Raw genomic sequence first — 23,427 nt, 5'->3', positions numbered from 1 at the left:
TATGGAGAAAATAACTATGTCTGCTAATCAAGCTTACGCTAACACCAAAGGACAATTACTCAGCCACCATCTTTATGCTGTAGGCTATCTCGCTGCTAAGCTAGTGGAAATGATGGGGTTAACACAGCCTAAACTGATTGAGGCTGCCTTTTATGCGGGATTGTTACATGATATTGGCAAACTTGACCCAAAATTTCAGAGATGGGTAACGGAAAAGATTAAATCTTTAGATGAAGATAGCCGAGATGAGTTTATTATTTCTGAAGATGGTGAGCATATTGATGCCAGTCATAAAGGATTTAGTGCATTTAGTTTTGAAAAACACCCACGGCATAATGAAATATCTTGGCTTTTAACCCAAAGTCTTTTAAATACTGACGCATTAACATTGAATGACAGTCAAAAAAATCAAATTATGCATACCGTTTACTGGCATCACACACGGACATTTCGCAAAGAAGGAAAATTATTTGAACAGCCAAGAGGCATTGAAAAAATACTGAATAAAAATCTGCCAGATGGTATCAATGCACTTTATCAGCAGACACTACAATTATTAAAAGACATGGAGTCAATCGGCAGTCAATACTTTCCCATCCATTGGCAGAAAAACTACGATTTACAGCAAATATCCTTACCGCCTTATAAAAGCTATGATGATTTGGCTGATAAGCTAGAAGAATACCGCCAAGATGTTAAGATAAACGCACATAATAATTTAATCCGAACTGCGGTCATTAGTGCAGATCGGATTATTTCAGCACAAAGCGCAGAAGAACTTGCCGAATGCATTGCTGAAAATAGCTTAGACACTTTAATTGATATCGAAAGTGAGACCATATTAAAAGATCATATCCATAGTTGTTTGACTCAATTTGAACGCCGTTTTCCAAATAGCCAACGCAATCTCTCTCAAAGTGAAGCTGTTAATAAACTAATAGAAATTAAAAAGCGTGCACTATTTAACGAAGAAGATAACATCGCTGTGCTACAAGGCCCAGCTGGCTGTGGCAAAACCAAAATTGCCTTGGAGTGGGCATTGAAAACGGATGCAAAACAAATTATTTGGATTTGTCCACGTGTACAAGTGTGCCTTGGCTTGGTACATGACCTAACCCAAGCTGATTATCTTCCTAATGCCCAAATTGAACTCTTTACTGGCGAGTACAAAAAGATTCTGACAGGTAACGGCAATATTATCGACAGTCCAGATACCCCAGAAGACAGTTACTTTAGTGGTGATATTGTTATTACAACCATTGATCAAATTGTTAATAATATTATTTCTCATAATAAAATTACTTCCATCTTTAACTTTATGAAGCAGCATATTATTTTTGATGAATTTCATGAAATAATGACACTGCCCGCATTTAATCTTCTATTTGCCGAGCTCATAGAAGCCAAAAAAGCGACTGGAACAAACAGTGATACTCTGCTTATTTCTGCGACTCCAAATTATTTTTTTATCAAAGAATTTCTTGGTATTCCTGAGCATAAAATGGTATCTATACCAAGTTTTAATCTATCACGTTATCAAATTCTTTTTGAAAGCTATGATGATGCCAATGAAGCAAATCCGCTTATTAGTAGAAAACAGGATGAAACAGAAACCTTTGTTATTACCAATACTGCTAAAGATGCACAATACGGATTTCTTCATCATCAATGTGATGAAAACAATATCCTTTTACATTCAAAATATAGCAAAACCGATAAAGCTTATTGGTTTGATGAGACCTTTAAAAATTTTAAAGAAAATGGCTCTAAAAAATATCAAACTTTAAGAAGCGGTCCTATTGTACAAGCCTCACTGAATATCAGTTGTAATAAAATGCTGACTGAAATAACAACGGCAGAAAATTGGCTGCAACGCCTTGGTCGGTTAGATCGCTTTGGAAAAAATAACACCCCCAATCCCTATATCACCGTGATACCTAAAAGCAGTGAGAACGGTAAACAAACCAGTCAAACAGCTAAATTCTTAAACCAATTACATACTTGGCGTAGTACCTACTGCTGGCTAAACTATCTCAAAAACAATTTAGATGAGGGAAAAGACTATTCACTCAACGAGCTTTATGCACTGTATGCTTCTTTCTACCAAAATGAAAAGATACAATCAGAAATTGAACAAGATATAGAAAAATTATTAAAACATAGCGTGTCGCTTATTAATCAAAAGGTTTTAGATCCCATTAGCATTGCACCAAAACGTAAGCAGCCAACCGCACCGAAAATCGCAAAAAATTCACTGCGTGGTGATAATCGCTTTGTGCAAATGGCAGTGTGTTTTGTTGATGAACAGCTTAACCCGCATATTTGCAATGAATACGCTTATGAAGAAGATAACGTAGAAGCAGCAATTGACGCGTCGTTGACTGAAAGCAGAGAGCGTATTGAAGGATATGGTGATAGCGGTAAGAACTTATTGGCTTTTATGCAGCAAAAACATCACAATATTAAAGGCGGTAAAAAAATTTATAAAGACTTTATCTTACTCAATCAAGCGCGCTCACCAGAGTCCCCCATCTATTTAAGTTATACCCCTGATGATTTAAGGGCTATTGGGGGAGACCCTCATAGTTTAGCAATTTATTACGTCAAAACCACGAAGCAGCCTGTTGGCATCATGAATATTGACAATATAAAGTCGGCATATGAAAAATAAAATATCATTTATTAATAAGGAGATAGATAATGAAAAAAATTGAAGGCATTAAATCTGTTGATTTTAAAATTACTGCTTATGGGCATGGTGTTGTCAATTGGAACGGACCTACAACATTGAGCAATGAAGGGCGTTCTGTTGATAATCATACCTTACCTAAACTGCGCGGTTACAGCAACCTAACGGGAAGAATAAAAGATGAAACGGGATATAAATACAAAAAAGAAGCGACTGATATTGATTTTAAAGAAACACCGCTTTATATCAGCCAGAATTGTATCCGCCACCATCTTTTTCGTGAACAAGCTTATGACTTACATTTTGCCTCTGAAAAAGAGAAAGATTTGATCCCCCTATTGGCTTCTCTTACAGGCTTAATTCGTGGTTATGTTGTACCCGCAAGCCAATGTAAGCGTACCAGTCCGCTATTGATTGAAGATTTTATTGATCAGCTGGGTAATGGCAATTTTGAGCAATTTGCCCAAGCAGGGGAGCGCGATAGTTCTTCGTTTTTTTCCAAAACCACTTTTGGTGATACCCAATATATTGCTTATGGATCGCTTAGCATCGAACAATTGGAATTTATTTCTTTAGATAAAAAATTTGACCGTTGTGCCATGGTCATTAAAGAAACTGAGGGAGAGAAAGTCGCCCAAGCCATTACCAATTTTATCAAGACGCTAAATGCTGACTCTCATCGCAACCCTCAAGCCATATTCCACCCTAACTACGTCCGTCAAGGTACCATTTATCAAGAGGGAGAAGTTGGTATTCTGTTAAATCAAGATGCAATTGCAATCTTAGTCGAGATGATACTGGAAATGATTCGTGAACTCTCTATCCGCCAAGCTAAGGGCTATATGTATGTAGATGAAATTGAAGTGGATTACAACGATAGCAATAAAATGATGCGTATCAAGCGCAGTCCTGAAGAAATCAATCCACAGCCTACATCAGCATACGCTATTTATTTTGAAGCGAAAGAGACCAAATAAGAGTATTGCTATGTTAGAAATTATGATTGACTATGAAGCCAGTTGGCGAAATTCTTTCCTTAATGGCAGTAACGATGAGTCTTTACCGAAAAAAGGCAGAGATTTTATCGCTTCAATGACTGAGTTAAAGAAAGCGGAGAATTATCATCAGCGAGAAATCACCCAAAATACCGTTTTGGGTGTGCTATGCCGCCTGATTGGCGATCAAAGAAAACTTTATCAGGCAAAGCAAAGTGGCTGCTATTATTTTCGTAGTCTTGAAGATAAAATCAGCTTTGAAGACAACATACAAACAGTCAACCAAGAAGTTGTCTATATCCGAAACATCAAGGGTAGTACTGATCAAAATGCCTTTACGGGTATGATTAAATCAAATGATCCCATCTTTCAATCGGATTATTCTCAAGCATTTTGGGGTGTGCTTGCACTTTCTGTAGAAGAGTTGTGTGAATTTATTTTAAATGATACTCAGGTTAAAGCAGAAATACCGCTTAATCCCGTGCATATCATCGGAAGGCTTGATTTACTTAAGAAAGCAAAGCCAATACCTTTTGAAGGAAAACCCCAGCAAGCAGCAGAAATATTAAAAAAGAAATTTCTAGAAGAGTATAAGTCAGTCAATACTGCAGGTAAATTGCTCATTCTTCCTTTATATTGCTCAGCTTTATATTTACAGCTTGAACGGCTGGAAAAAAAATATGATATGGCAACGGCTAAATCAGCAAGGGGCGGTATTAGCGGTATCTCTAAAAATGGTCATACGACCAAAGATTTTATGGAGAAATACACAACGGGAAATAAAAAAATTATTTACGGTAATCCCTATATAAGAAGTGAATTTAAGAAGGGGGAAGGGGAGGTTAAATACTCCCTGACCAAAGCAAGTGGGCAACTTAGCATCAAACTTGATATTGATATAGATAAAGCTCAAGAACTTAAAAGTATGATAGAGAATGCAGGTGTTAGTCCTTTTCCGTTAGGAAAAAAAGGCTTGGCATATGTGTCAGCGATACGATTTATTTAAAGGAGATAAGATGACCAAGTTTTATCAAGAGATTACCTTAATAGATAATGAAGATTATAGTATTAGGGTTCTTTGGGAAAAACTGTATCAGCAGCTGCATATTGCTTTTGCTGACCTTTATAATCAGCATAAGACTAATCCTATTGGTGTAAGTTTTCCTCATTATCAATACGAGCAGAAAAATAATAAACACTTTGCAACTCTTGGAAATAAAATTCGCCTCATCGCCCCAGATGAAGCCACTCTTTCAACGCTGAATGTAGAAAAATGGCTGGCAAGATTGACGGACTATATCCACATCAAAAAGCCAGCTGCCGTGCCTGACTATGCGGTGCCAGTTATGGTTAAACGCTACCGCTTCCGCCCGATTGACCAGCAGGCCAAAGCCCACGCAAAACGGCACCAAATCAGCTATGAAGAGGCACTGACGCATTGCAAGACTCACCGCAGAGCAGAGCTTCACCCGCCCTTTATCAGAATGAAAAGCGAGAGCAATGCACAATCTTATCCGCTTGTGATTCTGCAAACACGAGCAGATAATTCCGTAAAGGGGGGTTATAGTACCTATGGATTAAGCCATAAAAGCAGCACGGTACCCTCTTGGTGAGATCTTAAAAATTAAAATACCCTTTTTCAAAGGCGTTTTAATAATTTTATTAAAAACAATAGGTTATAAATAATAAACAAATGATGGGGTAAATTACAAAATTTACTATAACACATTGTTATAGCTAAATTTTCTAGATAAAATTAAGGTTATCCATCGCATAGATGGCTTAGAAATGCGCGTTGTTTCATTATTTGTAGCTGTGCTTGTTATCCATCGCATAGATGGCTTAGAAACATCAAAAATGGCTGATTAAACAGTTTTTCCCGTTATCCATCGCATAGATGGCTTAGAAAAAAACCGCAAACAATATATTCAACAGTTGATGGTTATCCATCGCATAGATGGCTTAGAAAACGCATCTTCATCATTCAAGCCTTTGCGGAGCGTTATCCATCGCATAGATGGCTTAGAAATGTGGTAAATCCTACTCGTGAATGATGAGGTTGTTATCCATCGCATAGATGGCTTAGAAAAATCCTAAAAATTTGCGGGGTATGCAAGGGATGTTATCCATCGCATAGATGGCTTAGAAAAGAACTTAATTTTAGCGAGTACGCCCAAGTGAGTTATCCATCGCATAGATGGCTTAGAAATGACGGTTACGGTGGAACAGAACCAAGAATGAGTTATCCATCGCATAGATGGCTTAGAAAGTCTGCTGTTTTATATCGGCGGTTCGCAATTTGTTATCCATCGCATAGATGGCTTAGAAATCTCGGTTCTACTGCCTTGGGTCTCCGTAAATGTTATCCATCGCATAGATGGCTTAGAAAACTTTAATGGCTTCTAACATTGGATAGGCTTGGTTATCCATCGCATAGATGGCTTAGAAATGACTATTTAAGCCAATATTTTGTAAAACGCTGTTATATCCATCGCATAGATGGCTTAGAAACTGACCCTGTGTTGAAAAAAATGGGCAAAGATGTTATCCATCGCATAGATGGCTTAGAAATTTTTCTAAATAGCGATTATCAAGATATTCACGTTATCCATCGCATAGATGGCTTAGAAAACTTTGCTCTTGCATAGACAGAACAGAAAGAGGTTATCCATCGCATAGATGGCTTAGAAAATCAGTTAGTAACTCCACGATTGGAATATAAAGTTATCCATCGCATAGATGGCTTAGAAATTGGACTTGTGTCAGTAACTGTAACCTAGAAAGTTATCCATCGCATAGATGGCTTAGAAAAAACGTGGCGGTGAGCGTCAAAAAGTGGAGGCGTTATCCATCGCATAGATGGCTTAGAAATATGAGTGGGCATTATCTGAATTAGTCAAAGCGTTATCCATCGCATAGATGGCTTAGAAAGCACGAAAAAGCTCGGGATGGACGTCGTCCCCGTTATCCATCGCATAGATGGCTTAGAAACATTGCCTCATCCATCCCATCTAAAGCGGGGGGGTATCCATCGCATAGATGGCTTAGAAACAAATACTCCACTAACCACGGGATGTTTTCGTGTTATCCATCGCATAGATGGCTTGGAAATACATTGGCAAAGTAAAAAACTCACTGAAAAGGTTATCCATCGCATAGATGGCTTAGAAACAGCTTATCGCCGAAGCACAAAGTGCGGTGAATGTTATCCATCGCATAGATGGCTTAGAAGTCATAATTATTATTCTTCTGTAACTCCAAGTCCAAGTGCGTTCAATCGGATTAAGGCTAGGGCTGTAAGACGGGAGTCAGAGAATCGTGTACCCCGTGGTTTTATCAATGCTTTTGCGTCTGAACGTTTGTGAAAATCCGAGTTATCCATCGCAATGACTTTAGTACCGCGAAGTTGCGGAAGCAATCGCTGTTTGACCAGTGATGAAAAACATCATTATTGATACCACAATCATAAAGCCTACAGTAAAAAGCTGTTGATTGAACACTGCTTCAATGGCATTACTCTGATGTTTACGTTGTCAGTTTTTGTGACTCAGTCAAGGCTGACACTCTTTGGGTGTAGCCATATGGTCTATTGTCCTGCATTTTGAAACCACTTTGATCTAACTAAATGATCTTTCTTCCATTTTTTCAAATAATTCAAATTTATTAACAAAAGAGGCACGTTTCTCAGCACTTGCTTGAGGATGGGTTAACGTCTTTTTTTACGTGTTATCCCTAACCTTTCTAAAGCAAATCAAATGGCATTTTGACTGCTGCCTAAACGCTGTACCCGTTGCCATTGATAATCATTGGGATAAGCCTCAACATCCGCTTTAAGAAGGTTGTTATCAATGTACAAAATATACGCGAATTTTTGCGAAAAGTGCGGGTGAAAAAGAAAATTTGTGATAACGATCACAGGGAGTAAAATTCAATGTGCGGCAACAATATGAAATGAGAAAAACAGGCAAATAACGCAGTGAGCCTACATTAATAAAGGTTTTTTTGCTATATTAACCCACTTTGATTTTCCATAGGGTATGCTTTTACTCCTAAAGGAGTAGAAGACAAAGAAATAAAAAGAGAAGGATATGGTTTTTGATACTTATGAAACATTGGCGTTAGCTTGTTTAGTTTTATTGTTGGGGTATTTTTTAGTCAAACGTGTTCGTTTATTGAATCACTATAATATTCCTGAGCCGGTTGTAGGCGGTTTTGTAGTTGCAATCGTTTTAACAGGCGTTCATCAATTCTGGGGATTAAGTTTCAGTTTTGATACGGATTTACAACGTACAATGATGCTAACTTTCTTTACTTCTATCGGTTTGAGTGCGAATTTTTCTCGTTTAATCAAAGGCGGAATGCCGTTAGTAATGTTCCTTTTTGTTGCAGCGGGATTAATTGCATTACAAAACACGGTAGGCATTTTCAGTGCAATGGCATTAGGCTTAGATCCCGCTTATGGCTTGTTAGCCAGTTCCGTGACCTTAACCGGAGGACACGGTACGGGGGCGGCTTGGGCCGATGCGTTGGCAGCACGTTTTGGTATTCAAAGTGCGACAGAATTAGCAATGGCTTGTGCAACTTTCGGTTTGATTTTTGGTGGGGTTATCGGCGGGCCGGTGGCGAGCTTTTTACTTAAGCGTTTACACCGCAAAGAAATTCCTGAAGATGAAAATTTAGATGATGTGGAAGAGGCGTTTGAAAAACCCGTGTATCGCCGTAAAGTCAATACGCGTTCAATTATTGAAACAATTACGATGTTATCGATTTGTTTGTTTATTGGGCAACAATTAGATTTATTGGCGAAAGGCACCGCATTCCAACTTCCAACCTTTGTATGGTGTTTGTTTACTGGGGTGATTGTGCGTAATTCTTTATCTCATCTGTTTAAATTTAAAGTAGCGGAAGAGGCCATTGATATTTTGGGAAGTGTCGGACTTTCGATTTTTTTAGCCATTGCATTGATGTCGCTCAAATTGTGGGAATTAGTCGGCTTAGCATTGCCAATTTTAGTGATCTTGCTCATTCAAGTGGCAGTAATGGCGTTATATGCTATTCTTGTTACTTTCCGAGTGATGGGGAAAGATTATGATGCTGTGGTACTGAGTGCGGGGCATTGTGGCTTTGGTTTAGGGGCAACGCCAACTGCTGTTGCGAATATGCAGGCGGTAACGTCTCACTATGGGCCTTCTCACAAAGCTTTTTTGATTGTGCCAATGGTGGGGGCATTTTTTATTGATATTCTTAATGCGAGTTTACTGAAGCTTTTTGTGGAAGTGGTCGCGATATTCCATTAAACAGGAGCCGATTGATATAATAAAAAATCGTTGTTAATCAAACTTAACAACGATTTTTCATATCTATCTTTTCAATTTAATCTTTTCCACCGCGTGATTGGCGCCTTTGGTCAAAATTAAATTAGCCCGCTCTCGGGTCGGTAAAATATTCTCTCGGAGGTTTTTGCCGTTGATTTCCTCCCAAATTTTACTCGCGGTGGCAATGGCTTCTTGTTCGGAAAGGCTGGCATAGTGCTTAAAGTAAGAATGAGGATTATTAAATGCACTTTGGCGGAATTTGAGAAAACGGCGAATGTACCATTCTTTTAATAAGTGTTCTTCGGCATCAACAAAAATAGAAAAATCCACAAAATCAGAAACAAAAACTTGATTTGTATTGCTATTGTCACGTTGTAGCACATTTAATCCTTCCAAAATAAGAATGTCAGGTTGATCCACATAATCAAATTGGTCAGGTACAATGTCGTAAGTTAAGTGAGAATAAATCGGTGCGCTCACATTGCGTTTACCTGATTTTATTTCTGCCAAAAAATGGATTAGGCGTTGGGTGTCATAAGAAACAGGAAAGCCTTTCTTTTGTAACAGATTGTCTTTTTTAAGTTTTTCTAAGGGATAAAGAAAGCCGTCGGTGGTGATAAGATCCACATTACGCACTTGCGGCCAGTTTGATAGGAGCGATTGCAAAATGCGTGCTGAAGTGCTTTTCCCCACCGCGACACTGCCTGCAATGCTAATAATATAAGGTACTTTTGGGGTATCGCCAGCTAAAAATCGTTTTAATACGGTTTGGCGGCGTAAATTTTCTTCAATATAGTAATTAATTAGACGTGCCAAAGGCAGATAAATGGTACTTACTTCATTTAATGAAAGATCCTCATTGAAACCTAACAAAGGCTTAAGATCTTGCTCGGTCAGTTTTAATGGAACGGATTTGCGTAATTCTGCCCATTGCTGGCGATCAAAAGAAAGAAAAGGCGTTAATTGCTCATTTAATAACGTTGAATCAGAAAAGGCCACAATGTTGTCTTCATAATTTATAGAATGATGAATAGAAATATACCCTATAAATTGGCTTCTGATTAGTAAAATTTAGAATAAATTGGCACTTTTTTTATAAATTTTGTGCATTTTGAGTGAGAAATAGCCGAACAATAAAAAAAATTAATTTTTTTTCAAAAAAACGCTTGTCAGCAATAAAAATTTCCCTATAATACGCCTCACTTGCTTACGACGCCGACTTAGCTCAGTAGGTAGAGCAACTGACTTGTAATCAGTAGGTCACCAGTTCGATTCCGGTAGTCGGCACCATAACCAAGCGTAGCCAAGTTCATTCATTTAGTGCGGAGGGATTCCCGAGCGGCCAAAGGGAGCAGACTGTAAATCTGCCGGCTCAGCCTTCGAAGGTTCGAATCCTTCTCCCTCCACCATTTTTTAGATGAATTCTGATGGGACAGATGAATTTAGGACTGCGGGCATCGTATAATGGCTATTACCTCAGCCTTCCAAGCTGATGATGCGGGTTCGATTCCCGCTGCCCGCTCCAAAGCGCTGATATAGCTCAGTTGGTAGAGCGCACCCTTGGTAAGGGTGAGGTCGGCGGTTCAAATCCGCCTATCAGCACCAGCCTTAATTTCACCTTTCTCTTATTAATAGCTTAGACTTATTCAATTGGTTAATGTGGTATTTTGAACCATCGATAACCGTGTTTATCTAGAGGGACTCTTAATGTCTAAAGAAAAATTTGAACGTACAAAACCGCACGTAAACGTGGGTACAATCGGCCACGTTGACCATGGTAAAACAACTTTAACAGCAGCGATCACAACCGTATTAGCAAAACACTACGGTGGTGCGGCACGCGCATTTGACCAAATTGATAACGCGCCAGAAGAAAAAGCGCGTGGTATCACCATCAACACCTCACACGTTGAATACGATACCCCAACTCGTCACTACGCACACGTTGATTGCCCGGGACACGCGGACTATGTGAAAAATATGATTACTGGTGCAGCGCAAATGGACGGAGCAATCTTAGTAGTAGCAGCAACAGATGGTCCAATGCCACAAACTCGTGAACACATCTTATTAGGTCGCCAAGTAGGTGTACCATACATCATCGTATTCTTAAACAAATGCGATATGGTAGATGACGAAGAGTTATTAGAACTAGTTGAAATGGAAGTGCGTGAGCTTCTTTCTCAATATGACTTCCCAGGTGATGATACCCCAATCGTACGTGGTTCAGCGTTAAAAGCGTTAGAAGGCGATGCACAATGGGAAGAAAAAATCCTTGAGTTAGCAAACCACTTAGATACTTACATCCCAGAGCCAGAGCGTGCGATTGACCAACCGTTCTTATTACCAATCGAAGACGTATTCTCAATCTCAGGTCGTGGTACCGTAGTAACAGGCCGTGTAGAGCGTGGTATCATCCGCACAGGTGATGAAGTAGAAATCGTTGGTATCAAAGAAACAGCGAAAACAACTGTAACTGGTGTAGAAATGTTCCGTAAATTACTTGACGAAGGTCGTGCAGGTGAAAACATCGGTGCATTATTACGTGGTACAAAACGTGAAGAAATCGAACGTGGTCAAGTATTAGCGAAACCGGGTTCAATCACCCCACACACCGACTTTGAATCAGAAGTTTACGTATTATCAAAAGAAGAAGGTGGACGTCATACCCCATTCTTCAAAGGTTACCGTCCACAATTCTATTTCCGTACCACTGACGTAACAGGAACAATCGAGTTACCAGAAGGTGTAGAAATGGTAATGCCAGGCGATAACATCAAAATGACAGTAAGCTTAATTCACCCAATCGCAATGGATCAAGGTTTACGCTTTGCGATCCGTGAAGGTGGCCGTACAGTAGGTGCGGGTGTTGTAGCGAAAATCATCAAATAATGATTATTGCTAGGTAACACTAGAAAGCTATCAGAAAGCGAAAGAGGGCATCGAAAGATGCCCTTTTGTTTTTTTTGATTTAAAGATTAGGCTATAAAGAAGGATGAAATAAAAGTAATAGTAAGCTAAATGAAGTGAAGCTGAATGATATAAAGCCAGATAAAAATGTCATTCATTAAAGAACTAAATTTAAGTAATAGCTTAATCAGGATGATTTCTCTTTTTTACTTTGAATGTTTCTATTCATTTTTCTCTTTTATATTCTTTTTCTTTAAATCTATTCTTTATTTAGTGATGGGTTATCTTCCATTGATTGATTATTTCAATGAAGATCATAAAAACTTAGAGAAAAAGTACCGCACTTTTTTATCTCTCTTCCTATTTATGTAATCTTTACATCTCCAGCCAAAAAGTCACAGGGCCATCATTGGTCAGGCTAACTTGCATATCCGCAGCAAATCTTCCCGTTGCGGTTGAAATGCGTTCACTGCATTTCTGGACAAAATAATCATAAAGCTGCTCGGCTTTCTGTGGGGCAGCACCATTAGAGAAACTGGGGCGTAGCCCTTTTTGTGTGTCTGCGGCAAGAGTGAATTGGGAAACGACAAGCAATGCACCGTTCACTTGTTGGACATTTAAATTCATTTTACCTTGTTCATCGCTGAATACTCGGTAGTTCAGTACTTTTTCCATTAAGCGATCTGCTTTGTTTTCGTTATCTTCTTTTTGTACGCCAAGTAACACTAGCAAACCCTGTTGAATTTGCCCTGTTATTTCGCCATTGATTTCTACTTTGGCTTGGGTTACGCGTTGAATTAATGCGATCATTATTGTTCCTCAATTTGTTGTAATTCAATCTCACCGTTTTTTAATAAACGCATATCACCAAGAACGGCGGCAAGTTGTGCGCCGAGTAAAATGGCAATCCAGCTTAATTGAATCCACAGTAACATAATGGGCAGTGTTGCCATTGCACCATAAATAAGCTGGTAAGAAGGAAAGTTAGTGATATACCACGCAAAGGCCTGTTTGCCTAAGGTAAAGAAAATTGCGGCGACTAATGCACCTACGGCAGAATGTTTTATGCTAACGGGTTTATTCGGCACAATTTTATAAATTAAGGTGAAAATAAACCACGTCAGTATAAAGGGGATAAAACTGAGTATTTTTAAGCCAAAGGGTAGGCTCAGATCTGATTGGAGAAAATTGCTCGCAAGATTGGTTACATAAGTACTCACGCCAATACTGGTTGCAATGATGATAGGGCCAAGCGTGAGAATTAACCAATAAATTGCAAATGAAAAAATGGTTGGGCGCACACTGCTATCGTGCCAAATACTATTTAAGGTGCGGTCAATCGAATTGATGAGTAATAATGCCACCACAATTAAACTGATGATACCTACCGCACTCATTTGTTTAGAATTAGCAACAAATTGGTCAATATATTCGCCGACCGTATCACTGGCAGCAGGCGCAAAGTTGGTAAAAATAAAGTGCTTTAGCTCCCCAGTTACTTCGTTAAATACTGGAAAGGCAGAGAAAATAGAAAAAATCACCATAATCAGCGGAACAAGCGCCAACATCGTGCTGTACGTGAGATACCCCGCTGCTTGGGTAAGTTTATTTTGGTTGAAACGTAACCAAAATACGTTGAGAAAGAGGCTTAGTTTTCGCCATAAAACTGACATAACATCACTCCACAACAATGTTTAAATTTTTTCCCTGAACCGCAAATGCAAGGCTGTTTCATCGCCGGCAGGCTAACCGTAGGATCAGCAAAATACCAGCGTTCATCTACTTTGACAAATAGCGATTTTTCGTGATGAATTTGCTTTCCCTCAGGGCTAGCAAATTGTGCGTTAAATTCCACCGCACTGTGCTTTTTATCTAATTCAGGTTCGTGCTTTATGATTTCTAAACCAAGCCATTGTGTTTGTGCCGCCCATTGCTTTAAGGCCTGATAGTCCAAGAGGTTTTGTTGGCTTGGTACGGTGGTTTCCACAATATAATCAATCTGTTGCAGAACAAAAGCGGCATAACGTGAACGCATTAGTTGCTCGGCATTTTGTGCCATTTTGCGCTGTTGATGTAATGGTTGGCAACAATCTTGATATGTGTTACCCGATTGGCAAGGACAAAGTGCGGTGCTTTTTTCGTTCATTTTTCAACAATAATTCTTCAAAAATTTAGCAAATTAGCCTAAGCATACCACATCAATTTAATGATTTCATTTGTCAAAAATAAAAACGACAGATCCAGAAAATTGGTGATAATTTTTGACCGCACTTTATTTTTTTTTTATTATGCCCCCACATTTTGATCGATTTTAGAGGCTTATATGCAATATTCATTAGCACAAACAGAACAAGGCGAGGTTTTAGGTTTAACCGTTAAAATGGCAAACCGCCACGGTTTAATCGCGGGCGCAACTGGAACGGGAAAAACGGTTACCTTGCGTAAAATGGCAGAAGCATTCAGCGATGACGGTGTGCCAGTGTTTTTGGTGGATGTCAAAGGCGATTTATCGGGCTTAGTTAAAGCGGGTGAATTTCAAGGCAAAGTAGCAGAACGAATTGCGCAATTTCATTTAGGTGGGGAAAGCTATTTGCAAGGCTATCCCGTTTCTTTCTGGGATGTATTTGGTGAAACAGGCATTCCATTGCGTACCACTATTTCAGAAATGGGACCATTGTTACTTTCTCGTTTACTCAATCTTAACGCTACGCAAGAAGGCTTACTCAATTTGGTATTCCGTGTGGCAGATGATAAAGGGTTGTTACTTATTGATCTAAAAGATTTACGCGCAATGCTCAAATATGTGGCAGAAAATGCAAAAACCTTCCAAGTGGAATATGGCAATGTTTCAGCCGCTAGCGTAGGGGCAATTCAGCGTGCCTTACTCACCTTAGAGAATGAAGGGGCAACTAACCTTTTTGGTGAACCCGCATTAAATCTTGATGATTGGCTACAAACCCGTGATGGGCGTGGTGTGATTAATGTATTGAATTCAGAAAAATTAATTAACTCCCCTCGTATGTACAGCGCCTTTTTACTTTGGCTGATGGCAGAATTATTTGAGCAATTGCCTGAAGTGGGCGATCCAGAGAAACCTAAATTTGTGATGTTCTTTGATGAAGCCCATTTATTATTTGATGGCGCGCCAGCCGTATTGGTGGATAAAGTGGAGCAAGTGGTGCGTCTCATTCGTTCTAAAGGGGTAGGGATTTATTTTGTTACACAAAATCCATTAGATTTACCCGATACCGTGCTAGGACAGTTAGGGAACCGTGTACAACACGCCTTGCGTGCCTTTACGCCTCGCGATCAAAAAGCCGTTAAATCTGCGGCTGAAACCTTCCGCACAAATCCAAATGTGAATGTGGTAGAAACGATTTCTACCCTCGGTGTTGGGCAAGCATTAGTGTCTTTCCTTGATGAGAAAGGAATGCCAACCCCCGTGGAAGTGGCGTATATTTATCCACCGAAAAGCCAGCTTAAACCGATTTCTCTTGAACAGCGTAGCCAATGGGTAAAAGACGATGATCTTTATCCTTATTACCATAATTATGTGGATAATATTTCGGCTTTTGAAATGTTACAAGAGCAAGCTGATCTTGCCGCTGTTGCACAAAAACAAGCAGAACAAGCGCAAGAGGAAGAAGAAAATGGCTTTATGGGTAGCTTAAGCAGAATGTTGTTTGGTAAGAAAAAACGTGGCGAGCAACTGAGCGTGACGGAACAAGTGGTTAGTGGCGTGGCTAAATCCGTAGGACGCAACATTCGTAACCAAATCACCAAGCAAATTATGCGCGGGATTTTAGGTGCGTTAAAGAAATAATGTTTTAAATTGCATAGCGAAAGGCTTAAAACCAATGATAAGGTTTTAAGCCTTTTTTATTGCATTTTTCTATTTTAGTTGATGGCTATAGGAGGATTTATTTTTGTACTACTGCGTGATAATGCAAGCTATCAATGGCTTGAATCAGCATTTCATCACTCACTTTCTCATCTGCAACGACATTTACTGAACGCGAGTTAAAATTCGCTTTAGTGGATTGCACGCCATCAATATTACGTAATACTTTATTGACTAAATAGACACAAAGCTGGCAATTCATTTCTTCAATATGCAATGTCACCTTTCGTTCTGCGCCAAGACTTGATAGTGAAAAACTAAGTGCGGTAAAAAAAAGTAATATTTTTTTCATTCTAAATAATCCAAAATATAAGGTAAAACATAAGGATAGGTTAAGAAAAAGAGAATAATCAGCGCCATTAACCAATATAAAATTTGTAACATACGGCGTGATAAATATTTGCTACAAATGATTTTCCCTGAGAAATTCAATAGCCAAAAGCCATAACCAAAGGCAAAGAGAGAAATCACAAGCATTGGAATTTGTAAAAAGGCAAGCTGATTTAAGCTCACCAACCAAGTGCTGGAAATGCCGAAGAGTAAATAAAATAACGGAGCAATGCAGCACAATGTTGATGCCACCGCAGCACTCACTGCAGTGGTACATATCGCCCAAAATTTGGTATTGGCGTTTTTCGGATTAACGTTGTTGTGAGATAAATTCATAGCCAAATTCTTTTGCATCAAATGAATTTAACGGATCGCCACCCACTTCGGCATAAGGATAGCCAAAATTATTGATTGGTGAGAGTTCTGGCGTTGGGTAAAGAGTGAAATCTCGTGCGTGATTAAAGCCCATCCAATTCCCCTCCCAATTTCCAAATAAATAATCTGAAACGGCTTGGGTATTTGTATCCGCCACGTCTTTTTTCTCTGTTAGGCGATATTTTGCTACGTCGGCTGAATCAACAGGCACCCAACCAAAGCCGGCAAGGTAAAATTCTGCACGGCAATGTTGCCCACCGTTTTCATTGGCAATGTTATTTTTGGCACTGCCAAACGCAGACTGAGAATATTTCCCCATTTTCACGGCTTCACCTAAACGGATACCAAACACTTCACGAGCAGGAATGCCAGAAGCACGGGCTAAGGCAACAAATACAGAATTAATATCTGTGCATTTTCCTTTTAATACACCTGTGGTTAAGATTTTTTCTACATCGCCATCACCGCAGCCTAACACCGAATTATCTCGCTCCATATTCGCCACGATCCACTGATGAATGCGTTCTGCTTTTTTGAGTGGATTGGTTTCATTGCCTACAATTTTATCGGCATATTCTTTTACGATTCCGTCAATTTTAATATGTTTTGTTGGCTGTAAATAAGGTTTTACATCAACGCCATATTCTATGTTTTGTGGGGCTTGATAGTCTTTCAGTAATCCTTGTTGCTTTGGTTCACGATCTTGCGTTTCCACCACCAAGGTAATTGTTAAATCACGTTTTTGGGCATCTGGCGCCCAACTGGCGAATAAGGTACTTGCACTATATTGATTATTTTCGGTGATGTACGCTTGTTGATAATTGCCGTCAAATGTAATGGATTTTACTTTTTGATAGTCATTGCTAAAAGGTAATGGCACCCATAAATTGGTGGTGCCTGATGAACCTTTGGGAACTTGCAACGCATAGGTTTGGGTGAACTCATAAGTATGCGTAGTAGTATTGGGGGTTGGCATCGTTGTAGCATTTGCCAACGTAGCCGCCGCGAAAAGTGCGGTAGTAAAAATCGTTTTTTTCATAGAAAACTCCTGTTTACAAAAGGGATTGCAAGGTTATGCCATTCGCGATTAAAAATGGGCTACCTTATAGGAATTAGGCGAGAGAAAACGCATTGCGTTAAAGAATTGCCAAATTTCTAACCTTCCTTAAATCCTTAAGAGAAATTGAAAACGGCAAGAATGGTATAACGATGAAAACCAGAATTGAAAACAGTTTGATCATTTCCTATACACAATACTTGCGATATAGCTGTTCAACGAACAAAGGGATTTTACGATCTATGGCTGAAATTGCAATCTTTTATTGAGTACGGAGGGACAAGAACCAGATAAGAAAGCCTGAAATTCATCATAATTATGATACGTCATTTAAGAAAGTGCGGTAAAAAATGGGTAAAAATTCACCGCACTTTATTTTTTAATTAAACTAATAATGCGGCGGCTTTCACCACAATATCAATGGCGTTTTGTTCCGTTTGGTGAATGGTTTCCTCGTTTGGAATTTCTTGCTGGGTACGGTTTACAATAGCGCCTGCCACCATTCCCGCACGCAACCCTAAGGCTGAACACATTGTAAATAAGGTTGCACTTTCCATTTCATAGTTCATCACATTGAGTTCTTGCCATTGTTTTAATGAACCTTGATAGTGGCGGTAAATTTTGCCCGTGTAAGTGTCGTAGCGTTCTTGCCCCGGGTAGAACGTATCGGATGACGCGGTGATACCGATATGCACTTTGGCGTTCTGATTTTCTAATGCGGCTTTGTGAAGCACTGAGGTGCAAGTAAAGTCGGCTACGGCAGGATATTCCAATGGAGCAAAATGACGGCTTGCGCCATCTAAGCGCACCGCGCCGGTGGTGATCAAAATATCACCTACATTAATATGCGGTTGGATCGCCCCTGTTGTGCCAATGCGTAAGAAGGTACGCACGCCTAATTGCGCTAACTCTTCCACAGCAATGGAAACAGAAGGCCCACCAATTCCAGTGGAACACACCACCACCGCTTTACCATTAAGATAGCCAAGCCACGAAGTAAACTCCCTTGTTGCCGCTAAAAATTTTGGATTTTCCAATAAACGAGCAATTCGCTCAACGCGTTCTGGTGCGCCCGGAACAATGGCAAGTTTCGCGCCATCTAGCATTGTTTTGGTTAAACCTAAGTGAAAAACATCAGACATAATGACTCCTATTTTTGTTATAAATGAATAAGTTATGGAGTAATATCACGCAAAATCGGGTTTTGCATTGAAATTAAGGTTTCGGTAGATTGAATTTCATCAATCAACTGAATTTTGGTTGCGAGCACGGAATGAAGCTCCGCAATGGTGTGGGTCATCACCTTAATAAAAATGGAATAATTCCCCGTGGTGTAATAAGCCTCCACCACTTCTTCAAATTTTTCTAATTTCTCAATGACTTTATCGTAATCTTTCGCACTTTTAAGAATAATGCCAATGAAGCAGCATACATCATAGCCTAATTTACGTTGATCAATACGGATTTTCGTCCCTTGAATAATGCCCGCCTGACGCATTTTTTCGACACGAACGTGAATTGTTCCGGGGCTTACCCCAAAATTTTTTGCCATTTCTGCATACGGCGTACGCGCATCTTTGATTAATACACGGAGGATTTGTTTATCTAAGTTATCAATATTGTGCATTTTCTTTTCCCAAAATTAAATTTAATTTAAAATTATAGCTATTTTTTTATGGAAAAACCATTTTCAATCTTATTTTTGTTTATAGGTATTGAATTTTGATCCCGTATCATTAAATAATATGCAACGAAAATCAAAACCAATAATAAATAAGGTTCATACAATGGAAAAATCATTTATTTTACAACAACAAGAAATTAGCTTTGCTAAAAACACCTTTACCCAAAAACTTTTGGAACATTTAGGGCTTGTAGAAGTTCAAGGTCCTATCCTAAGCCAAGTTGGCAATGGTATTCAAGATAATCTTTCAGGTACAGAAAAAGCAGTTCAAGTAAATGTGAAGCAGATCACAGATGCTACCTTCGAGGTCGTTCATTCTTTAGCCAAATGGAAACGCCATACCCTTGCGCGTTTCGGTTTTGCTGAAGGCGAAGGATTATTTGTACATATGAAAGCGTTACGTCCAGATGAAGATAGCCTCGATCAAACTCACTCTGTCTATGTGGATCAATGGGATTGGGAAAAAGTAATCCCCGCAGGTCGTCGCAACCTTGCTTATTTAAAAGAAACCGTGCGTTCGATTTACCAAGCAATATTAGAAACAGAAGCCGCAGTGAGTGAAAAATTTGGTTTAACCCGTTTTTTACCGCAGGACATTACCTTCATTCATAGTGAAGATTTAGTTCAACGCTATCCGGGAATGAACGACAAAGAGCGTGAAAATGCTATTTGTAAAGAATACGGCGCTGTGTTCTTAATTGGAATTGGTGGTGAATTATCCGACGGCAAACCACACGACAAACGCGCCCCAGACTATGATGACTGGACAACGATTTCTGAAGGTGAATACAAAGGCTTAAATGGTGATATTTTAGTATGGAATCCAACACTAGAGCGCGCATTTGAGGTGTCATCAATGGGAATCCGCGTAGATGAAACGGCTTTACGCAAACAACTTGCCATTACAGGTGATGAAGATCGCTTAAAATTTGATTGGCATCAAGATCTTGTTAATGGCAAATTACCTCTTTCAATTGGTGGCGGAATTGGGCAATCTCGCCTAGCAATGTTGTTGCTACATAAAAAACACATTGGTGAAGTGCAATCTAGCGTGTGGCCAAAATCAGTAATGGAAGAATTTAAAAATATTCTTTAATAGGTTACAAGTGAAGAAAACATCTAGGTTTTTTAAATTGTCGTTAAAAACTTAGGGGTATTAAATCTAAGGACTTGGGTCTGTGCTGTACCAAGTCCTTTTAATTTTACTTGAATACATCTGGGTATAGTAATGAATATAGTGGCGTAATGACCAACGTATTAGTAAAAAGTATTATCTTATACCATAGGTTTTAGGCTATTTTGGGCAATCAGTGCGTGAAAAATACAATTTTTGCTTAAGTATATTATTTTAGCTAGGTCAAACACTTTATAAAAAACCACCGCACTTAATTATACGGTGGTTTTTGGCAATTAAGCATTCAAAATTTTCTGAATTTCCGCCATACTTAAATGATATTCGTGTGGGCAGCTACGCCAAACTTCAAGCATTTTAATGTATTTGTCCCACATTGGCGTTTGTGAATCACAGCCGTGTTCGCATTGCATAAATTCTGCGTATTTCCCTTCTGTGGTGGTGATAAAACGTAAGTAGTGAAGATATTTTTTCTCACGCACAGCACAATAACCCGCAAATTGTAAGCGGTGTGGGGTTACGGTGGTTGTGTCGCCTAAGTTGTTATAAGAAACGTGTAAAGCGTGATACATTTCAAGCGTATCTCGAACAGTTTGGCATTCTTGTTCTGAAAGATTAGAAAATTCTTTATCTAATTCTTTCAATTCTAGTCCAAATCCCCCTTTTACAATCGTTTCTAAACGGGCATATTTCGCGGCGTTATTTGGATCTAATAAGCCCATTAATTTATATTGATTAGCTAAAATTAAGCGCTGAGTTGAGGTCATTTCCATAGTATTTATTCCTATCATTAATCAATTTCTTTAAGTTCATCTTGTGAAAGGGTATTGCCTTTGGTTTCCACATTGCCGTCTTTAACGTGATATTCTAAGTTTTGAAAATAGGCTTCGCGGAAAGTAACATAAGGATCTTGCGATTGCTCTAATAATGCGTCTTTATCAAGCATTTTTGCGCGACTATCAATACCTTGAATACCCCATTTTAATAATCCCCAAGGACCTAGTAAAGACAGCATTGGGTAAGTGGTATCCACTAAATTACCTAGATCTTGACGAGGAGTTGCCGGTCCGTACATCGGCAACATTACATAAGTACCTGTTTCGACACCATAAGCCCCTAAGGTATCACCAAAACGGCGTTTTTCTTCTACGCGTAATGGCGGGCTGGCACTTGCCCAGTCAATTAAACCGCCTAAACCGAAAATACTGTTGATCCAGAAGCGATTGAAATGCACCATTGCTTTTTTAAATTCACCTTGCAATAAGCGGTTTACAAAACTGGCTGGTTCATCAAGGTTATTCGCAACATTGATAATTCCTGTTTTAATAGGCTGTGGCACGTAATTTTTCCAACCTTTGGCAACTGGTTTCAGCACATAGGGATCGGCAACCTTATAGTTGAAATCCCACATTGCTCGGTTAAATCCTTCCAATGGATCTTTACGTTCTCCCGTTTGTGGATCGATTGTGGCACAGCCTGTGAGTAAAGCTGAACCAAGTACGAGTGAGACGACGAAAACGGATTTTTTCATAATATGCCCTGTGACTAAAAAATAAGATACATTGTAAACAACTTGGTGAAAATCTACAAAATAAATCAGAGAAAAATAAATTGCTTGCATTACAATGATTATTTATGCAATATTACTGAATAAATATATTTCTTATTCCTTGCGAATTTGCTTGAATATCGTGCTATTGTCTTTTAGAATTAGCCCGTTTAGCCTGTGAGCTAACCACCAATGCAATTTAGTACAACTGCAAAATAAAAGTGCGGTGTTTTTTTCGCTAAATTTCGGTTAATGAGCATTTGCAAGTGTTCACCTACAATTAAGGAGTTTTTTATGTCTAGTCCAGCAATTTTAGTATTGGCTGACGGCAGCGTTTTCCACGGCACATCTATTGGGGTGTCTGGCTCAACAACGGGAGAAGTGGTTTTTAATACCGCTATCACGGGTTATCAAGAAATTCTCACCGATCCTTCCTATTTTCAACAAATGGTTACCCTGACCTATCCCCATATTGGCAATACTGGCACTAATAATGAAGATCAAGAAAGCAATAAAGTCTATGCTAGTGGATTAATCATTCGTGATTTGCCTTTGTTACACAGTAATTTCCGTGCCAATCAAAGCCTTACCGATTACCTAAAAGCAAATAATGTGGTCGCCATTGCTGATATTGATACACGCCGCCTTACCCGTCTTTTACGAGATAAAGGGGCGATGGCTGGCTGTATTATGGCAGGAGAGATCGATGAACAAAAAGCACTCGCGCTTGCACAAGGTTTCGGTTCTATGGCGGGCAAAGATCTTGCTCAACAGGTAACTTGCCAAGCGCCTTATGAATGGACACAGGGAGAATGGTCGCTAAGTAAAGGTTATCATTCTCAGCCTGAACAAGAATATCATATTGTTGCTTATGATTTTGGCGTGAAGCACAATATTTTACGAATGCTTGCTGAACGCGGCTGTAAAATTACCGTTGTACCCGCTCACACAACCGCAGAACAAGTGTTAGCTTATCAGCCTGATGGCATTTTCTTATCCAACGGCCCGGGCGATCCTGAACCTTGCGATTATGCGATTCAAAATATTCAAACCTTATTGGCAAGCAAAAAGCCGATTTTTGGTATTTGCTTGGGGCATCAATTATTAGGGCTTGCCGTAGGGGGCAAAACCAAAAAAATGCCATTCGGTCATCACGGTGCAAACCACCCTGTGCAAGATTTAGCAACACAAGAAGTTTTTATTACTAGCCAAAATCACGGCTTTGAAGTGGACGAACACAGCTTGCCAAAAAATGTGAAAATTACCCACCGCTCTTTATTTGATAATTCGGTGCAAGGCATTGAGCTAACAGACCAAGTGGCATTTTCTTTCCAAGGCCACCCTGAAGCTAGCCCCGGTCCAAATGATGTGGCGTATTTGTTTGATAAGTTTGTGGCTGCATTGGAACAAAGTAAATAGAAATAACCTCATAGTAACTAAAGTTACACCAACACTCCATAAACAACGTTAAAAAAGATTATAAGAGAAAC

At 39.3% G+C, this 23,427-nt stretch carries 20 protein-coding genes, 4 tRNA genes and 1 CRISPR repeat array; of the genes, 13 read left to right on the top strand and 11 right to left on the bottom strand.

All coding sequences use genetic code 11. The features are described from left to right. Positions 1 to 16: 16 nt before the first annotated feature. The 5 genes from cas3 to gltS all read left to right on the top strand — a co-directional run bounded on the left by cas3 (position 17) and on the right by gltS (position 8,981). Positions 17 to 2,671 carry a CRISPR-associated helicase Cas3' gene (gene cas3, locus L5B90_RS06435; protein ID WP_265762422.1) on the top strand — a complete coding sequence of 885 codons (2,655 nt, stop codon included), beginning with the start codon at positions 17 to 19 and terminating at the stop codon, positions 2,669 to 2,671. Between the two features lie 29 nt (positions 2,672 to 2,700). Continuing rightward, positions 2,701 to 3,666, top strand: a complete 966-nt coding sequence (gene cas7fv, locus L5B90_RS06430) for a type I-Fv CRISPR-associated protein Cas7fv (protein WP_265762421.1) — start codon at positions 2,701 to 2,703, stop codon at positions 3,664 to 3,666. A gap of 10 nt (positions 3,667 to 3,676) precedes the next feature. Continuing rightward, positions 3,677 to 4,690, top strand: coding sequence for a type I-Fv CRISPR-associated protein Cas5fv (cas5fv, locus tag L5B90_RS06425; RefSeq protein WP_265762420.1), 1,014 nt, complete (start codon positions 3,677 to 3,679; stop codon positions 4,688 to 4,690). Positions 4,691 to 4,700: 10 nt separating this feature from the next. Further along, positions 4,701 to 5,297, top strand: a complete 597-nt coding sequence (gene cas6f / locus L5B90_RS06420; RefSeq protein WP_265762419.1) for a type I-F CRISPR-associated endoribonuclease Cas6/Csy4 — start codon at positions 4,701 to 4,703, stop codon at positions 5,295 to 5,297. Between the two features lie 148 nt (positions 5,298 to 5,445). After that, a CRISPR array of direct repeats spans positions 5,446 to 6,916; the repeat unit is 28 nt; unit sequence GTTATCCATCGCATAGATGGCTTAGAAA. An 856-nt stretch (positions 6,917 to 7,772) separates the two neighbouring features. Then, positions 7,773 to 8,981 (top strand): sodium/glutamate symporter, encoded by a 1,209-nt coding sequence (gene gltS, locus L5B90_RS06415; protein ID WP_250351360.1) that lies wholly within the window; start codon positions 7,773 to 7,775, stop codon positions 8,979 to 8,981. A gap of 63 nt (positions 8,982 to 9,044) precedes the next feature. On the opposite strand, the gene coaA is transcribed toward gltS, so the two are convergent. After that, positions 9,045 to 9,998 (bottom strand): type I pantothenate kinase, encoded by a 954-nt coding sequence (coaA, locus tag L5B90_RS06410; protein ID WP_265762417.1) that lies wholly within the window; start codon positions 9,996 to 9,998, stop codon positions 9,045 to 9,047. A 215-nt stretch (positions 9,999 to 10,213) separates the two neighbouring features. Here coaA and L5B90_RS06405 point away from each other — a divergent pair. From L5B90_RS06405 to tuf, 5 genes are all read left to right on the top strand, one after another. Next, a tRNA-Thr gene (locus L5B90_RS06405) sits at positions 10,214 to 10,289 on the top strand. A 34-nt stretch (positions 10,290 to 10,323) separates the two neighbouring features. Then, positions 10,324 to 10,408 (top strand) — tRNA-Tyr (locus tag L5B90_RS06400). A 41-nt stretch (positions 10,409 to 10,449) separates the two neighbouring features. Continuing rightward, a tRNA-Gly gene (locus L5B90_RS06395) sits at positions 10,450 to 10,524 on the top strand. A gap of 4 nt (positions 10,525 to 10,528) precedes the next feature. Then, positions 10,529 to 10,604: transfer RNA gene (locus tag L5B90_RS06390), tRNA-Thr, on the top strand. Positions 10,605 to 10,706: 102 nt separating this feature from the next. Further along, positions 10,707 to 11,891 carry an elongation factor Tu gene (gene tuf / locus L5B90_RS06385; protein WP_046097610.1) on the top strand — a complete coding sequence of 395 codons (1,185 nt, stop codon included), beginning with the start codon at positions 10,707 to 10,709 and terminating at the stop codon, positions 11,889 to 11,891. Between the two features lie 393 nt (positions 11,892 to 12,284). Here the strand turns inward: tuf and dtd are convergent, their stop codons facing one another. Genes dtd through L5B90_RS06370 form a run of 3 tightly spaced genes read right to left on the bottom strand, consistent with a single transcriptional unit; the run spans position 12,285 to position 14,055 of the window. Then, positions 12,285 to 12,719, bottom strand: a complete 435-nt coding sequence (gene dtd, locus L5B90_RS06380; protein ID WP_265762416.1) for a D-aminoacyl-tRNA deacylase — start codon at positions 12,717 to 12,719, stop codon at positions 12,285 to 12,287. Then, complete coding sequence (locus tag L5B90_RS06375) at positions 12,719 to 13,582, bottom strand: virulence factor BrkB family protein (RefSeq protein ID WP_265762415.1); 864 nt, start codon at positions 13,580 to 13,582, stop codon at positions 12,719 to 12,721. Before L5B90_RS06375 ends, dtd begins: the two co-directional genes overlap by 1 nt. Next, positions 13,558 to 14,055 (bottom strand): YchJ family protein, encoded by a 498-nt coding sequence (locus tag L5B90_RS06370; protein ID WP_250351364.1) that lies wholly within the window; start codon positions 14,053 to 14,055, stop codon positions 13,558 to 13,560. Before L5B90_RS06370 ends, L5B90_RS06375 begins: the two co-directional genes overlap by 25 nt. 177 nt (positions 14,056 to 14,232) lie before the next feature. Between L5B90_RS06370 and L5B90_RS06365 the strand changes: the two genes are divergently transcribed. After that, positions 14,233 to 15,732, top strand: coding sequence for a helicase HerA-like C-terminal domain-containing protein (locus L5B90_RS06365; protein ID WP_265762414.1), 1,500 nt, complete (start codon positions 14,233 to 14,235; stop codon positions 15,730 to 15,732). Positions 15,733 to 15,829: 97 nt separating this feature from the next. Here L5B90_RS06365 and L5B90_RS06360 read toward each other — a convergent pair whose 3' ends face one another. From L5B90_RS06360 to asnC, 5 genes are all read right to left on the bottom strand, one after another. Continuing rightward, positions 15,830 to 16,102 carry a heavy-metal-associated domain-containing protein gene (locus L5B90_RS06360; protein ID WP_265762413.1) on the bottom strand — a complete coding sequence of 91 codons (273 nt, stop codon included), beginning with the start codon at positions 16,100 to 16,102 and terminating at the stop codon, positions 15,830 to 15,832. Beyond that, positions 16,099 to 16,476, bottom strand: coding sequence for a mercuric transporter MerT family protein (locus L5B90_RS06355; RefSeq protein ID WP_265762412.1), 378 nt, complete (start codon positions 16,474 to 16,476; stop codon positions 16,099 to 16,101). The genes L5B90_RS06360 and L5B90_RS06355 overlap by 4 nt, the downstream gene beginning before the upstream one ends. Beyond that, the gene (locus L5B90_RS06350; RefSeq protein WP_265762411.1) at positions 16,451 to 17,554 is read right to left on the bottom strand and encodes a transglutaminase-like domain-containing protein; all 1,104 of its coding nucleotides are present in this window, start codon (positions 17,552 to 17,554) and stop codon (positions 16,451 to 16,453) included. Before L5B90_RS06350 ends, L5B90_RS06355 begins: the two co-directional genes overlap by 26 nt. Positions 17,555 to 17,955: 401 nt before the next feature. Further along, entirely contained in the window at positions 17,956 to 18,714 is a 759-nt protein-coding gene (gene udp, locus L5B90_RS06345; RefSeq protein ID WP_250351368.1) for a uridine phosphorylase, read from the bottom strand. A gap of 32 nt (positions 18,715 to 18,746) precedes the next feature. Beyond that, complete coding sequence (gene asnC / locus L5B90_RS06340) at positions 18,747 to 19,199, bottom strand: transcriptional regulator AsnC (RefSeq protein WP_250351369.1); 453 nt, start codon at positions 19,197 to 19,199, stop codon at positions 18,747 to 18,749. Positions 19,200 to 19,359: 160 nt separating this feature from the next. On the opposite strand from asnC, the gene asnA reads away from it, so the two are divergent. Then, the gene (gene asnA / locus L5B90_RS06335; protein ID WP_250351370.1) at positions 19,360 to 20,352 is read left to right on the top strand and encodes an aspartate--ammonia ligase; all 993 of its coding nucleotides are present in this window, start codon (positions 19,360 to 19,362) and stop codon (positions 20,350 to 20,352) included. 314 nt (positions 20,353 to 20,666) lie between these two features. Here the strand turns inward: asnA and L5B90_RS06330 are convergent, their stop codons facing one another. Then, positions 20,667 to 21,161 (bottom strand): YfbU family protein, encoded by a 495-nt coding sequence (locus L5B90_RS06330; protein WP_250363901.1) that lies wholly within the window; start codon positions 21,159 to 21,161, stop codon positions 20,667 to 20,669. A gap of 17 nt (positions 21,162 to 21,178) precedes the next feature. Continuing rightward, positions 21,179 to 21,919, bottom strand: a complete 741-nt coding sequence (locus tag L5B90_RS06325; RefSeq protein ID WP_250351372.1) for an MlaA family lipoprotein — start codon at positions 21,917 to 21,919, stop codon at positions 21,179 to 21,181. A gap of 312 nt (positions 21,920 to 22,231) precedes the next feature. Here L5B90_RS06325 and carA point away from each other — a divergent pair, with 312 nt between their 5' ends. Then, positions 22,232 to 23,356, top strand: a complete 1,125-nt coding sequence (gene carA / locus L5B90_RS06320; RefSeq protein ID WP_265762410.1) for a glutamine-hydrolyzing carbamoyl-phosphate synthase small subunit — start codon at positions 22,232 to 22,234, stop codon at positions 23,354 to 23,356. Positions 23,357 to 23,427: the final 71 nt, after the last annotated feature.

The organism is Avibacterium sp. 20-129 (assembly GCF_026226845.1).
In the GTDB taxonomy this organism is placed as follows: domain Bacteria; phylum Pseudomonadota; class Gammaproteobacteria; order Enterobacterales; family Pasteurellaceae; genus Avibacterium.
The sequence above is the reverse complement of the archived record's forward strand: the minus strand, read 5'-3'. Positions and strand labels throughout refer to the sequence as shown.